Annotated in this window: 11 protein-coding genes and 1 pseudogene; 6 read left to right on the top strand and 6 right to left on the bottom strand. The window is 67.7% G+C overall.

The features are described from left to right. The first annotated feature begins 76 nt into the window (after positions 1-76). Positions 77-385 carry a transposase gene (locus OG403_RS35315; protein WP_329561174.1) on the top strand — a complete coding sequence of 103 codons (309 nt, stop codon included), beginning with the start codon at positions 77-79 and terminating at the stop codon, positions 383-385. Positions 386-390: 5 nt separating this feature from the next. Next, positions 391-1,539: an IS3 family transposase gene (locus OG403_RS36830; protein ID WP_442911034.1), complete on the top strand. Its 1,149-nt coding sequence runs from the start codon at positions 391-393 to the stop codon at positions 1,537-1,539. 479 nt (positions 1,540-2,018) lie between these two features. On the opposite strand, the pseudogene OG403_RS36825 reads toward OG403_RS36830, so the two are convergent. Together OG403_RS36825 and OG403_RS35305 are read right to left on the bottom strand one after the other, a co-directional pair. Then, positions 2,019-2,525 (bottom strand): annotated as a pseudogene (locus OG403_RS36825) (AAA family ATPase); the annotation flags it as partial. 167 nt (positions 2,526-2,692) lie between these two features. Beyond that, a complete protein-coding gene (locus tag OG403_RS35305) occupies positions 2,693-3,637 on the bottom strand; it encodes a 5'-methylthioadenosine/S-adenosylhomocysteine nucleosidase family protein (protein WP_329571736.1) in 945 nt (314 codons plus the stop codon). Between the two features lie 189 nt (positions 3,638-3,826). Here OG403_RS35305 and OG403_RS35300 point away from each other — a divergent pair, with 189 nt between their 5' ends. Continuing rightward, positions 3,827-4,366: a hypothetical protein gene (locus OG403_RS35300; protein ID WP_329571734.1), complete on the top strand. Its 540-nt coding sequence runs from the start codon at positions 3,827-3,829 to the stop codon at positions 4,364-4,366. Positions 4,367-4,373: 7 nt separating this feature from the next. Here the strand turns inward: OG403_RS35300 and OG403_RS35295 are convergent, their stop codons facing one another. From OG403_RS35295 to OG403_RS35280, 4 genes are all read right to left on the bottom strand, one after another. Beyond that, positions 4,374-5,654, bottom strand: a complete 1,281-nt coding sequence (locus OG403_RS35295; protein WP_329571732.1) for an AAA family ATPase — start codon at positions 5,652-5,654, stop codon at positions 4,374-4,376. Positions 5,655-5,720: 66 nt separating this feature from the next. After that, the gene (locus tag OG403_RS35290) at positions 5,721-7,040 is read right to left on the bottom strand and encodes a hypothetical protein (RefSeq protein WP_329571730.1); all 1,320 of its coding nucleotides are present in this window, start codon (positions 7,038-7,040) and stop codon (positions 5,721-5,723) included. 182 nt (positions 7,041-7,222) lie between these two features. Continuing rightward, positions 7,223-8,392 (bottom strand): hypothetical protein, encoded by a 1,170-nt coding sequence (locus OG403_RS35285; RefSeq protein WP_329571729.1) that lies wholly within the window; start codon positions 8,390-8,392, stop codon positions 7,223-7,225. 67 nt (positions 8,393-8,459) lie between these two features. Next, a complete protein-coding gene (locus tag OG403_RS35280; RefSeq protein ID WP_329571728.1) occupies positions 8,460-9,326 on the bottom strand; it encodes a hypothetical protein in 867 nt (288 codons plus the stop codon). Positions 9,327-9,684: 358 nt separating this feature from the next. Here OG403_RS35280 and OG403_RS35275 point away from each other — a divergent pair, with 358 nt between their 5' ends. The 3 genes from OG403_RS35275 to OG403_RS35265 are packed head-to-tail and all read left to right on the top strand — an operon-like array spanning position 9,685 to position 13,387. Next, on the top strand, positions 9,685-10,515 hold the full coding sequence (locus tag OG403_RS35275; RefSeq protein WP_329571726.1) for a hypothetical protein: 831 nt from the start codon (positions 9,685-9,687) through the stop codon (positions 10,513-10,515). Then, complete coding sequence (locus OG403_RS35270) at positions 10,512-12,767, top strand: hypothetical protein (RefSeq protein ID WP_329571724.1); 2,256 nt, start codon at positions 10,512-10,514, stop codon at positions 12,765-12,767. Before OG403_RS35275 ends, OG403_RS35270 begins: the two co-directional genes overlap by 4 nt. Beyond that, positions 12,758-13,387 (top strand): hypothetical protein, encoded by a 630-nt coding sequence (locus tag OG403_RS35265; protein WP_329571722.1) that lies wholly within the window; start codon positions 12,758-12,760, stop codon positions 13,385-13,387. The genes OG403_RS35270 and OG403_RS35265 overlap by 10 nt, the downstream gene beginning before the upstream one ends. Position 13,388 lies beyond the last annotated feature (1 nt).

Raw genomic sequence — 13,388 nt, 5'->3', positions numbered from 1 at the left:
GCAACTTGAAGTTCCCCCGTTGATCTGGACAGCTTGATACTGGGACGGTTGAGTCCCGGAGGAAGCAGTCCAGGTAGTGAGTGGCAAGAGCAACATGAGCAAGCGGTACACGGCGGAGTTCAAGCGGGACGCGATCGCGCTCGTCCGGTCCTCGCCCCATCGGAACGTCACCGATATCGCCCGGGAGCTGGGCGTGAGTCCGGAGGGGCTTCGCGGCTGGGTGAAACAGGCGAAGGTCGACCGCGGCGAGGGGGCGCCAGGCGCGCTGACGACGGCGGAGAAGGACGAGCTCCAGCGGCTGCGCAGGGAGAACCGGGAACAGCAGCAGACGATCGAGATCTTGAAAAAAGCCGCGGCCTTCTTCGCGAAGGAGACGATGAAGTAGGCACGTTGTGCCGCTTCATCGACGCGGAGAGGGCTGCCGAGGACAGACCTGACGGCTTCAGTGTCGCGCTGTTGTGCCGGGTTCTGAAGCTCCCGCGCACCAGCTACTACGCCTGGCTCGCCAGTCGGCCGGCCGCCGCCGAGCGGCAGCGGGCAGAAGACGAACTGGCCCAGGAGATAAGGGAGATCCACGCCTCCTCGCGCGGAGCCTACGGCGTCCCGCGCGTGCACGCCGCACTGCGGCGGACGGGCCGTGCGATCAACCGGAAGAAGGTCGAGCGGATCATGCGCGAGCGCGACATCCGGGGTATCACCCGCCGCAGGCGCCGCCACCTGACGAAACAGGACACCAAGGCCGCCCCGGCCCCCGACCTGATCGGCCGCGACTTCACCGCGAAGCGGCCCGGTACGAAGCTCGTCGGCGACATCACATATCTGCCCACGATCGAGGGCTGGTGGTATCTGGCCACGGTCATCGACCTGGCGACCCGCGAGGTGATCGGGTACGCGATGGCCGACCACCACCGCGCCGAACTGGTCACCGACGCCCTGAAAATGGCCGCCGGCCGGGGCGGCCTGAAGCCGGGCTGCATCATGCACACCGACCGCGGCAGCGAGTATACGAGTAGCGAATTCCGCCAGGAGATAAGGAAGTTGAACCTGAGACAGAGTATGGGGCGAACCGGCATATGTTACGATAACGCCGCAGCCGAGAGCTTCTTCGGCTTGCTGAAAGCGGAGATCGGCACCACCGTCTGGGACAGCCGGGAAGCGGCCCGAGCCGACGTCTTCCGCTTCATCGAAGTCGAATACAACCGCACCAGGCTCCGCAGGCACCCCGAGTTCGGGTACCTCACCCCACTCGAAACCCGAGCCAGGCTGCAGCACGACTTCACCCCCCGCAGCGTAAGCACCCGCTGTCCAAGATCAGGGGGGAACTTCAACTGCCGAAGCAGGTCCGGTTCGTGCAGTAGCCGCTCAGTCAACGCGGCCAGGGCATCGGCGCACCATCCGGCGGACAGCACCGCTTCCCAGCACACCTCCTCCCAGCGCGAGCCGTGCCGTGCCGCCAGCCGTGTCATCTCACCGTGCACCTGTGCCCAGCCCAGCGCGAACGTCCCGGTCGAGCCGCCACCCGGCCACAGCCTGGCCTGACAGTAGATCCGGGCAGCGCGCAGGGCCCACCGGGGGCCATGCTCCTCGAGCAGCGGAAGCCCATCAGTCAGCACCAGTCGTCTGACCGTCGCGAAGTCGCGCACCACGTCATGGGCGAAGGCATGCTCCTCGCAGGAGGTCGGTGATGCCGCGCCCAACGGAGCGAGGATCCCGTCCGAGCGGAGCACTGCCAGGGCTGAGCCGGGGAGGAGCGGGACACGGCGACCGCTCAGCCGTCCTTCGGCCAACGAGATGAGTGCTGACTCCCGGTCCTCGGGCACGATGCCGCGCACGGTCCGACTGTTGTTGAGCACCAGACCGAGCCAGACGTGGCTGTATACGTCCGCTTCACTGGACAGGACAGCCGGCAGGTCGGTGCCCCGCGCGGCGGATCGCAGGAGCAGATCGACAACGCTGAGCCGACGCAACAGCCACCGAGCCCGGGGGTCGCGCGCGAGCCGGGACAGCTCAGGTGCCAGGGCGAGCAGATCGGAGATCTCATGGTCGTCCAGCGGCGGCACCGTGCAGTCACCGATATCCCGGCCGCCGAGCTGCTCCACCACGTCCCGCACGCTGTCTACAGCATCATCACGGCTGATCAGCACCGGTGTGAGCGTGGCCGCCCACGCAGCTGTCACGGCCTCCGCACAGAGTGCGTCGAGGCCCTCCTGGACAGCCTCCGCAGCGTCGAGGATCAGCAGCCCAGGAGGCATCGCAGGTGTCCCGGGCGGCGCCGCTTCGGCCAGCAATTCCCCCAGCCCGCCGGCATGGACGGACAGTGTGGGCAGTGCCGCCACCAGCACCCGGACCGATCGGGCGCGCAGCTGATCTGCGGCCTGCAGGGTCAGCGCCGTCTTACCGACTCCCGGCTCACCGCGGACCAGGAGCACCTGCCCGGGGCTCACCGCACCGAGAGCGTCGGTCAGCCGACGCAACGGCTCTGTACGCTCCAAGGCGGCCGTCCGATCCGGTGCAATGCGGAGCATTCGGCGGTTACCGCGTCGCACACTGCTCTCCCACTGGTCGAAGAGCTGGTGTGCGGGTAGCCGAGAGACGCCGTTGTTGACGGTCAGCGATCCGTCCTGCACGGCGTACACCGCGCCGCCATGGTCGGCAAGATTGGTCTGTCCGGGCTGCGCTCCCCACTCCCCGTTCACCGAGCACCACTGCCTTGCTCGCCGGCAGACCCGTAGTGGTAGACGTTCAACCATCCCCCCTGGACCGCCTGGACCGTGCCACCGTGCGTCGCGGTGTTGAGCTGAAGGGCACCGCGCTCCGGCGCCGGTGCGCTGGTAGCCGTGTTGAGGCGACCTCGATCGGCTTCGGCGGCTTCCGACGGCAGGGCGGCGATGACGGCGACAGCCGCAGCCGCGGCATGGACCGCCGCGCGGGGCTGCGAACCTGCGGCGTCGGCTGCCGCCTTCTGACCGTCAGCACGGTCGCTGATTCCCCGGATACTCAGCGCGGCCACCCCGCCCAGCGCGGCTGTCGCGGCTAGACCCGCGCTCTCCATGTCGATCGCCACTGCGTCGCTGAACCCCTCCGCCAGTCGGCGGCGTAGCGGCGAGTCCATCGCGTTCAGCACGCTCTCACCCGCCGCGATGGGCTTGAAGTGGACCCGAACATCGTCCTCGATCCACTGGACCCCACCGGCGTTCCGGGCCAGGGCCGGGCCACTCAGGGCATGCTGGGCGACCTGGAGCAGGCCATGCTGGGCCTCCCAGCTGGCCGGACGGATGGACACACCATCAGGTGAGTGCTTCGCCCCTTCATAGGCGTAGACCCGGGTGGCCACCACGACGTCACCCGGCCGGACATCGGCCTTCAGGCTGCCCGCGACCCCGACGAAGATGATCGCCTGGGGCTTGAACCGAGCCCTCGCCCGCTCGGCGAGCCCTGCGGTCTGCAGATTGCCCGGCCCCACCACGGCGAGGACGACCGGGGTCGGAACCCCCGGCAGTTCACCCACCTCGAACTGGGTACCGTTGTCCAACACTGAGCGCAGTCCAGTGAGGCGCGTGCGGACAGCGTCGTGCTCCAGCCCGAGCGCCGTCAGGATCACCACTGGGCGAACCCTGCCGAATTCATTTTCGTGCACAGGAAACTCCTTGCCAGATCGAATCACTCGGAAAATATGTTCGCCAGAAAAGCGATTCCCTCGCCGCTCATAGCTATCCAGAAGACCATGCAAACCCCCCCATCGGATGAACCAGGGCACTCCCCAACTCGGGCGCCAAGGGCCACAATGAGCGTTATCGCCAGACGGATTGTGCACCAAGGAGTTCCAATGGCAATGGTCGACGATGTACCGTCCAGCAGCTTGCTCTTGGCCGAATATGACAAGATGAAGGACGAACAGAAAGCACGGATCGGAACTCGGGACAAAATTCTCTACGCCACTTTTGTGGCACTTTTCTCCGTCGTGGTCACAACCGTCCAGGGTCGGCACACCTCGCTACTCCTGATCCTCCCTGGCGCCACCTCGGTCCTGGGATGGACATATCTGATGAACGATCAGAAAATCAGCGCGATCGGCCGGTACATCCGGACCGATCTCGGTCCCCGACTCAGCGCCCTGGCGGGCGCCGAGCACAACCTGTTCGGCTGGGAGGTGGCTCATCGCCGGGACCGCCATCGCACCCAGCGAAAGATCATTCAGTGTGCGGTGGACCTCAGCGTATTCACGGCCATCCCTCTCGCTGCCGTCATCGCTTACTGGTGCAACGCCACCAGCAGCACCATGCCCCTGCTGATCTCCTTCGTCGAAACAGTCGCCATTCTGGTCCTGTCCGCCCAGATCGTCCGCTACGCGGAAACTGGGCCTTGAGTCCTGGTCAGCCGATCTTCACCCGATGGGCGTCCTGGCACAGCTGTTCCAGGACGCCCTGATGGGCCCGCCAGCCGTCAGGGAACTTGGGTCGCATGTTGAGGTGCACCGGGGTGGTGGACGGGTAGCGGTCCAACAACTCGCGCATCCCGCCGCGCCCGACTACCAGGCAGGCCTGCCGATGCCGGGAGAGCAGGACGCACAGCCGACCGGTCTCCAAGTGGAACGCCCCAGCATCAGCTCGACCGGAAAGCGGGTGCCAGACCAGGGTCACGTCAAACTCGCGGCCCTGCAGCCGATTGGCCGTGGCAACGGTCACGGCCGCGTACTCGGCGGGTAGCAGTGCCCGGACCATCTCGGCCTGATTCGTGCGAGCCGTACCGATACAGATCCGCTCCGGTGTCAGCCGCCGCCCGTCAGAATCCGGCGCGCTGAACGAATGCGCCCCTCGCTGGATCAGCCGGACTACCAATTCAACCAGACTCCCTGCCAGTTCGCGGTCCGTCGGCAGAGTATGCCGGTGGGGCAGTTCGAGGAATCCCCAGCCGGTCGCCGCAGCCTTGTCCAGCACCTGGTCGACCGGCGAACGACCCAGCCCGCGGGTGTCGAGGACAAGCCTGCGGTCGCCGGGGGCCGTGCCCGAGTCGAATGGATCGAAGGGATAGAACGCCCGTCCGACCAACGGGACCGCCGATGCCGGCAACCGCCAGGAGATCGGGAGTTGGTGAACCGGGATCCCAGGATTGTGAGCCAGGATGACATCCACCGCGTTCAGCAAGGGATTCCAGCTGAGCCCAGCCCATCGGTCGGTTTCCACCGTGGCAAACGGGTCGAGTTGGCCAGGATCCCCGACGAACAGGCCCCGCTGGAAGATCCTGGCAGTCTGCAACATGAGGTCCGAGCGCATTTGATAGGCCTCGTCGACGATCGCCCAGGACCGCGTGAAGTCCTTCACTCGCGCCCACTTGGCAGCGGGGGCGATCACCACCGGCAGGCCCGCCAGGTCGGCCACACGACTGGACCCGCTCACCCCGCAGTGACGGGTCACCCGCGGCGGCGGGCGGTAGTCCTGCTTGTGCAACCGGCCAATGCCCAGACGTGGTTGGGCATTGGCGAGCCGGTCGGTCAGGTCGTCCACCTGCTCGTTGGTCTGCGCCACGATGACGAGCTTCTCGCCCTGCGCCACGAGGTGCGCCGCCGCGCGCACCACCAGCGTCGACTTTCCAGCGCCCGGTGGCGAGTTGACCACCACACCGCGCTCTGCGGTAGACGCCAGCTCGGCCAGCACTGCGGCCACCGTTCGCTGCGCAACAGCAGCGGCATCAATCATGACGGTCACCCCCGGACAGCACAGTCATTCCCAGTTCTCGCCGGCGTCGGCATCGGTTGGTCGGAACGGCGCCGCCGGGCCGCCGTGGGTCCAGGGCACCTGACTCTCGTCCGGGAAGTCCGCGGGCGGGATGTACGGTTCATGCCGGATATAGGTCAGCCACTCCCCGCACTGAGGCACAGATCCCGGTACTGGAGTGCGCCCCCGCCCCAGGCCACCACTGAGTTCGAGGTCCACGTCGAACATGCCATCAGGATTCGCCCGCACGGCGAGCAGCACGGCCTGCTGCCCCTGTCTGCCAGGGCTGACATAGTGGGCGTCGAGGCGGGCGGCCTGGCAGTGCGCAAGCCGAAGGGTGACCAGGGGGCGCAGCTTGGGCCGCGCCCGAGGCCCGGCCCCGGGGACGGTGCGGTCGGCCTCGACGGCCGCCACCGTGCCGGAGAAGGCATCACCGGACAGCTCGTGCTCGGCCAGGACCAGCGGGTCGTCGAGGGCACGGTCGAACTCGAAGCGCGCCTTCGCGTCCTCCAGGCGGGCCAGTCGGCGGGCCGCGCCGGCCGCCCGCTCGCGGCGCGGCTGGGGCATGCCACCGGCCAACAAGTACCGGTCCCGGTGGGTGAACGCGTCCCGATCCCGATCCCATCGGCGAGCCACCCGGGCGCCCGGAACCACCGATCCCAGCAGGTCGATGCCCTGCCACACCAACTGCCAGGTCGGCTCAAGTTGGGCGCGTAACGCACGGTCGATGCGCAGGCCGGCCGCGTCGCGCACACGCTCCTGCCGAGCCCGACTGTACACAGTGATCAGCTCGGCCAACCGGCGGTCGAAGTCGGGGTTGGTGGCCGGTCCGGCCGGCGGACAGCGCCAAGGGTCCTCCGCCAATTCCGCAGCCCTGGCGCCATCGAGACCAGCTGGGGGCGCGATCCAGGCCAACAACGAGCCGAGGTGCAGGTCCTCCGCCTCACTCTGGCCGCTGGCCCACTGGCCCGTCAGCTCACCGCACAAGTCGAGCAGCAGGCTACTTCCCGGCAACTCCGCCATGTCAGCGAGCCAGCTCAGCCAGCTGCCGAGGACCGGTACTACCGGATTGACCGCGTGCGGTCCGCTGGTACGACGCAGCCGAGTGGAGCGGCCGAGCAGCGAGAGGAACCCGACACCACCACGGTTTGGCACAATGAGCTGAGGGGCCTCACGGTACCGGTCGACCACACCTCTGCGCCGGACCACCCGCTCCGTTCCGCCGGCGCGGCACCAGTCGAGATAGCCGGTGAGCAACTCGCCCAGCTCCGCCGCGAACCTGAACCTCAGCTGACGGGAGAGGGGCTGGCGCACTGTCAGCAGCACCGGTCTCTCCCGTTCCGTACCCACCAGAGCAGCCAGCGGTGCGCAGGCCTCGCCGGCCAGTTGGACGGGAACCAGGACCAGCGGCCGAGTAGCCAGGTGGCAGTGCCGGACAGTGGCGATCGGCTCGGCCCGGCCGCGCTCAGCGGCGTGCAGGGTGGCAAGCGCCGCCAGCGTCAGCGTGCTCATGCCGCACCGCCCTCGGCCGAACGGGCCCGACCCAGCGCCTGCTCGCGCAGCTGCTCGGCTCGGCGCAGCATCTCGACCACGTCACGCTGCGTCTCGTCGGGTTCCTCGGCGCCGCTGATCAACCGCAGCGCTGCCCCGGTAGAGGCGATGCCAGGCACCGCATCGCGCACCGTGCTGCCGAACCGGGCCGGCTCGCCAGCCACCGTGGCCTCGGCCCGGCAATGTGGGGCCAGCTCACAGTGAGCCAGACAGTCAGGGCCAAACAGGGGGGCCAACACGTCAAGGGTGGCCCGTAGTTCGTGATCAGCTCGGAACGGCTTCCCAAGCGCATCGGTGGACAGGTCCAGGGTGGCGGCCGGGCCGAGAGCGTCGAAGAGAGCCGCCGCCAGCCGGTCCGCCCCTTCCAGGCGGGCGAGTTGGAACGCCACGTGCTCGAGTTGCTGCCGCAGATCGACCAGGCTACAGAAAGGGAGGTTGCTGAAGTCCTTGGGGCAGACGAGCAGGTACTCGTCCGCAATATCTGCCGGATCGCCCCCAAGCGCGCGGACCAGCGCACGTAGCGCGAGCACATAGGTGGCGGCCTGCTTGGTGACCTCGGCCACCTTCTCGGCATCCGCCCGGCCGTCGATGGCAGAGAAGGATTTGATCTCGATCAGATAGAACCGGCCGTTGATCCGGTGTGTGAGCGCATCCGGCTCCAGGTGGACCGTTCGACCGGCCACCGTGAACGGCAGCACTGGACGGTCCAGGATCAGCCGTTCGTCCTTACCTGCGACGAGCCTGCGCAACAGGTGACGCGTCCTGGTGGCCCGGCTGGGGAGATCAGCCGTCTCACCAGCCCCATTGAGGTCAGCGACGGCCGCCTCGGCAATCGGCACGGCGAGTGCGGCGCGTAACAGCGTGATCAGTGCGGCGTAGCCGTCCCGCTTCACCTGCTCCTCAAAGGCCCTGCCTCGGACGATGGCGAATGGCGAGCGGCCGTCGCGCACCGGATAGCCCAGCCGGACGAGTAGTCGGGTCTTGTTCACGCCAGCAGCATCGAGCACCGCTCGCCGCCGGCAGCCCGGGTTGATGGTCAGTGCGGTGATCTTCCGCGCGGTGAACGCCTCGGGTGCGGCGGAGCCGCAGAGAAGCGCAAGCCAGTCTGAGGAATCGAGCGTGGGCATGACCTCTTCTTAGCTGAGCGTTCGGCTACTCTCTACCCGAATCGACCCAATCCACCTTGGCGGGTGACTAGGTGACCGTCCCCTCCGCAGTACGCCGATCAGTCCCGAGCCGACGCGCCTCGGCGAGTACCGGCGCGCCGAAGAGCTGCTCCGAAGCGCCGAGTTGAGCCCGGGCACGATCAGCCGCCAGACGTCTTTGCGTGGCATCGACCTCGCGGTGGACAGCCGCCTCCATCCGGGCCGCATGTGCCACCTGCTCAGGGTCCGGTCGGCCGGACCCCTGAAAGCCGTCCGGGACATTGGCTGCAAACCGCCCCAGCAACCGCCAGGCGACATCAGATGGTTGACGCCCACTCTGCTGAATGCGCTGCACATGGACGGCTATCCGCTCGGCGTGCGTCAGGAAGTCGATGCGTGGACCCAGCGGACCCAGCATGCGCTGCTCCAACGTCCAAGTGGACACAGCCAGCAGGGCGCGAGCCGAGGTCAGACCCTCGTGGTTGAGCGCGGCGCAGATGTAGTACGGCCGCGCGTAGGCCTGTGCGGCGAAGGAGCGCTCCTCGTCACGCCGCAATGAGGCCAGCTTGGTAGTGACGATGGCGTCGTTAAAGAAGGCCTCATGCACGGCGGAGATCAATTTGGGTGCGGCGCAGGCTCCCAGGACGGTGAGCGCCTGATGGACCTGCTCCCGGACGGGAATCGTCGCTCCCGCAAGCGGCCCAGGCGCTGACGCATAGTCGGGGGCCACCCCCGATGACACCGGGGGACCCTCTGCGCCGTCCCGTTCGAGCGCTTCCTCCCACGCCTGCTCAACCGCGCGCAGTTCAACCCTGGCCCGGCGTACTGCCAGCTTGTCACCGGCCTGCGACGCCTGGCGCACCTCGCGCCGCAACTCGGCGATCCGCTGTTCGAGAAGCTCCAGTGTCTCGGCCATGCACACCAGCTTACCCGCTCAACCAAGGAACTCCAAGGGGCACCAACAACAACCGAAGCTACCCCATGGTATCCCAGACTTTCTCCAAAGCTCTACCAAAGTACGACCGAGAGGCGCTAGCATCATCTCAACGCCATCGGCCGGTCCGGCCGGGCGCTTCGGCAAAAGACGTCCAACCGTCCTTCTGTGCAACGACGTTGGTAAGCCAGCGACGCCGGTTACCAGGACGGCCACCGGTCGGGACCGCCGTCACCAGGCCCACCCGAAGCTGGTCGCTCCCCAACCCGCGTCAGCAACAGCTACCCAGGACTCGGCAGCAATCAGCCACTCAGGCAACTTCTCTGACGGGAGATCAGTCATGTGCACTCTCGCACTCGTCGACCACCAGGACCCGGCCCCGGACCTGACGTTGTTCGTAGTTGACATCGAGGAGCTCAGCGAGGCCGGGGAGACCGCGCTACCGGGCCTGCGCGACAAGCTGGACCGCGTGCTGGGCAGCGTCTTCATCCAGAGCGGACTGGGTGGCATCTGGACCGACCGGACACTGGTCGAGGACACCGGCGCCCGCTGCGTCATCCTGATGCCCACCACCCGGAGCTGCGCGCTGATGGACCCGTTGATCCACAACCTGGATGAGGCCCTGCACCGCGAGAATCACGCTCCCCCCGCTGACCGACTGCAACTACGAATCCGGGCGAGCATCCACCGCGGGCCGCTGCCAGAGTCCCGCCTGCCCAGCGCGATCAATCACGCCTGCCGCTACGTCGACAGTGACGCCGTCCGGGCCGGGCTCGACGTGGCGATCGAGCAAGGCTCGCACACCGCCCTGATCATCTCGGACGAGGTCTACCGGCAGGTCGTCGTAGGCGAGTGCGTCACCCGGCTCTCAACGCGTGACTTCCTCGAAGTGCCGGCGACGGTGGGCAACAGGACCTTCAGTCGGAGCGCCTGGCTGCACGTGCCGCGAGTCGGCCCACGCTCGCTCGCAGACCGGTTGCCGGCGTTCGGACGCCCCGGTGCGGCACACACCGAGCCGTCGCGGCACGTGCCGGCAGGGCCTTTCATGTGCGTGACCGGCCAGGTCGGAACGGCAACGAACAAGGCCAAGCAGGTGCAGAGCGCGCAGTACAACTTCGGTCCCCTCAACCCGTCGACGTGGCAGCCGCACACCGGACAGGAGCACCAGTGACCCTCAACGAGTTCCCGACCCAGCGCTCTTCGGCGCCCCCGCCGGACTCCGACTCGCAGCCAGTCGAGCTGCACCGCTCCACCAAAGCCTACGAACTCGCCGAATCTACGCCCTGGGCAAATGAGTTGCGCTGGATCCCGCTCCTCCAGCACCGCCGTCCGGTCGATGTCCTGCTGCCACCCCAAACTCGCCTACTGACAGTGGAGAACGCCGGCGCGGTGGTCAACCACGCTGACAGCCTCACCGTCAACCAGCTCAAGCCTGACGTGCTCAGCGGCCGACCGCTCGACCGCGACGCGTTGCGCGACTCTCGGTACTACGTGCCGGTCAGCCCCCGACAGGTTGCGTCGGGGCCGATGACCGCTGCCCTGCTGGACGAGAAGACCGGTGTCATCGTGGTCGTGGCGCCCCGCCATATCGGCTCCACGATCTTCGCCCAACAACTGCTCGCCCAGCACACGCCCACCGACGTCACTTTGCTCCAACTGGCTGCGGACTGGCGGGTACCCTCGGTGGGCAAGCTCCCGATCCTCGGCCGAACCGCGTGTCAACTCGACCTGAAGGACCCTCAGTCGGATCTACTCTCCGCAGAGTTCATGGCCGGTCTCGGCGAACACGCCGGACGGCTGAACGCAGTGGGGTCCCGACTGATCCTCACAGTCGCCAAGGAACTGTGGGCACAGCACCGTGCCTGGTCAGCACCCGAGAACGTGCGGGTGGTCGAACTCTCCCAGCCACCGGACGCACAGCAGTTGGTCGAGCAGCAGGTGCAGTCGGCTGACCTGGGCTGGCTCCTTCCCTATGTGCGGACAGAGGTGGCCCGCAACCATCTGAGGGGCCGCGATGCCGTCGACGCCATGCGGGCCGCTGGAACCGTGCTGACCCAATGGCGGCAGTACCGCTTGGCCGAGCCGAAAGCCGCAGAAGCGGCCCGCGGCACCGAGTCACCTGCTCAGCTCGACTCGGTGCTGCGTCAGCGGATCGAGCAGGCGCTCGGCGACTGGCGCGAGGAACTCAACGTATGCTTCGCCGACCTCGCACCGCACGGCCCGACCGGCGACCCGAAGAAGCGCGCCCTGACGCTCGCCGACCGCTGCCTGCTGATCTCACTCGCCGTCCACCAGCAGGGCTCGCCCTCCGAGATCGCATCAGCTGCCAGGGAGTTGGAGAGGTCTGTCGTCGCTGAGACGGGTGGCAAGGGTGCGGCACCCGGCGGGCTCAGCTCGGTGCTCGCCGGTCGCGGCATCCGCAGCCGGCTGACCGATCTCGGCGCTGAGGTCGACTCCCGCGACCGGGTGGACCTGGCCCGCCCCGGCTTCGGCGAGGCGCTGATCACGTTCGTGTGGGACAACTACGAGATCCGCGACGTGCTGCGCCAGTGGCTGGTGCAGTTGCCCAACCGATCTGCCGTGCTGCCCGTCACCGGTGCGCGGGTGTTGTCCGACCTGGCTCTGCGGCACGAGGACACAGGCGAGCTGGAGAAGCTGCGGCACCTGTGCGTGAGGGTAGACCGCTCTGACGTCCTCATCTCCGTGGCAGGCTCCGCCGTCCGCAATGAGCACGTGGGCAGCCGGGTCTGGGGCCTGCTGTACGACTGGGCCCGGCAGTCGGTGGACATCCAGCTGGTCGTGGTCGAGGTCTGCCGGTCCCTGCTGATGGACGACTCCGCGCCCGAGCCACTGCGGCGCCGGGCGATGACCCGGCTACGCCGGGTGGGCGGGAAGCCCGCCGGACCGGAGGTCCGCGTGGCCGTGCTCCAGGCATTCGAGCAGTTGGCCGACACCCCTGACGGCCGAACACGGCTGGGCACCGTCGTGCAGGTCTGGCGGCGGGCCGGAGCTCCGTCGAACGCCGGGAAGTTGGCGCTCCTCGTACTCATGCGGGCCGGTTCCGCAACTGTGCCGTGGCCTGTCTCCGGCAACCCGGAACTGCTCGACTTCGACCTGGACGACGCGCTCGGGGAACTGTTCGCCGATCCCGAGTACCAAGCCGACTGCGGGGCTCTGGCCGCCGGCTGGTTGGTCTCCTGCGCCCACGACGATGACACGTATCTCCAGGTTCAGCCGCAGGTGGTCGCCCTGCTTCGCCGACAACAGTCGTTCGAGGCCGGTGCGGCGTTCATGCAGGGTCTCGGGAACGTACGCCGCTCCAACGGCAGCCGCGTCGCGGACGAGATCTACCGCGAGCTCGTCGACCCTCGGCTGCATGACCTGTTCCCGCCGGATGGCTGGACCCGGACCCCATGCGACTGATGAACAGACGGCGGCTGCGGGAGACGATCTTCCCGCAGCCGCGCCAGCTGCCCAGCGCCACGGCCGGCGTGCACTTCGAAGCCTCGATCACCGCACGCTGGCGCCCCACCCGCGCCCGGCACGGTGACAGGGAAGCCCACCTGCGGGACCAGATCATGTACCGAGCAGGACAGTTGACCGGTCAGTGGCCCGCCGAACAGTTGCACAGCGCCCAGGACCAGGTGAACGCACAGCTCGGAGTCCCTCGACAGTTGGCCACCCACTACTACACCGACGTCTCGGTGTACGTCGTGCTCGGGCTCTCCGAACAGGCGCAACGGTTCGTCGCCCAGCATCGGGCCGACGTGGACCGGTTCGAACATCTGCGCTTCCTGCACTCCCAGATCTACAGCAACCCGGCGCTGGTCGTCGTCGAGCGCATTGAGCGCCACGCGGAGCGTCTGGACGACACCGAGCTTCAGCACCTGGAACGGCTGGCACGAAGCCTGAAGGCCGGCCAAGAGTGGTGGTATCCGATGCTCTCCGCTTGGGAAGCGGTGGTGGCCGGCATCAACGACGACAACCGGCGCCAGCTGGCCATGAGCGTCCTACTCGACGCAATCAGCAAGTTGACCACGTAAG

It is taken from the genome of Kitasatospora sp. NBC_01266 (assembly GCF_036242395.1).
Classification (GTDB): domain Bacteria; phylum Actinomycetota; class Actinomycetes; order Streptomycetales; family Streptomycetaceae; genus Kitasatospora.
Note: the sequence above shows the minus strand (reverse complement) of the source record. Positions and strands in the feature narration are given on the sequence as shown.

What these genes read in the sequence shown, in the direction of transcription:
- OG403_RS35300 (WP_329571734.1), top strand. Translation starts at nt 3,827, where the DNA reads ATGGCAATGGTCGACGATGTACCGTCCAGCAGCTTGCTCTTGGCCGAA.
- OG403_RS35285 (WP_329571729.1), bottom strand. Translation starts at nt 8,392, where the DNA reads ATGCCCACGCTCGATTCCTCAGACTGGCTTGCGCTTCTCTGCGGCTCC.
- OG403_RS35280 (WP_329571728.1), bottom strand. Translation starts at nt 9,326, where the DNA reads ATGGCCGAGACACTGGAGCTTCTCGAACAGCGGATCGCCGAGTTGCGG.
- OG403_RS35275 (WP_329571726.1), top strand. Translation starts at nt 9,685, where the DNA reads ATGTGCACTCTCGCACTCGTCGACCACCAGGACCCGGCCCCGGACCTG.
- OG403_RS35265 (WP_329571722.1), top strand. Translation starts at nt 12,758, where the DNA reads ATGCGACTGATGAACAGACGGCGGCTGCGGGAGACGATCTTCCCGCAG.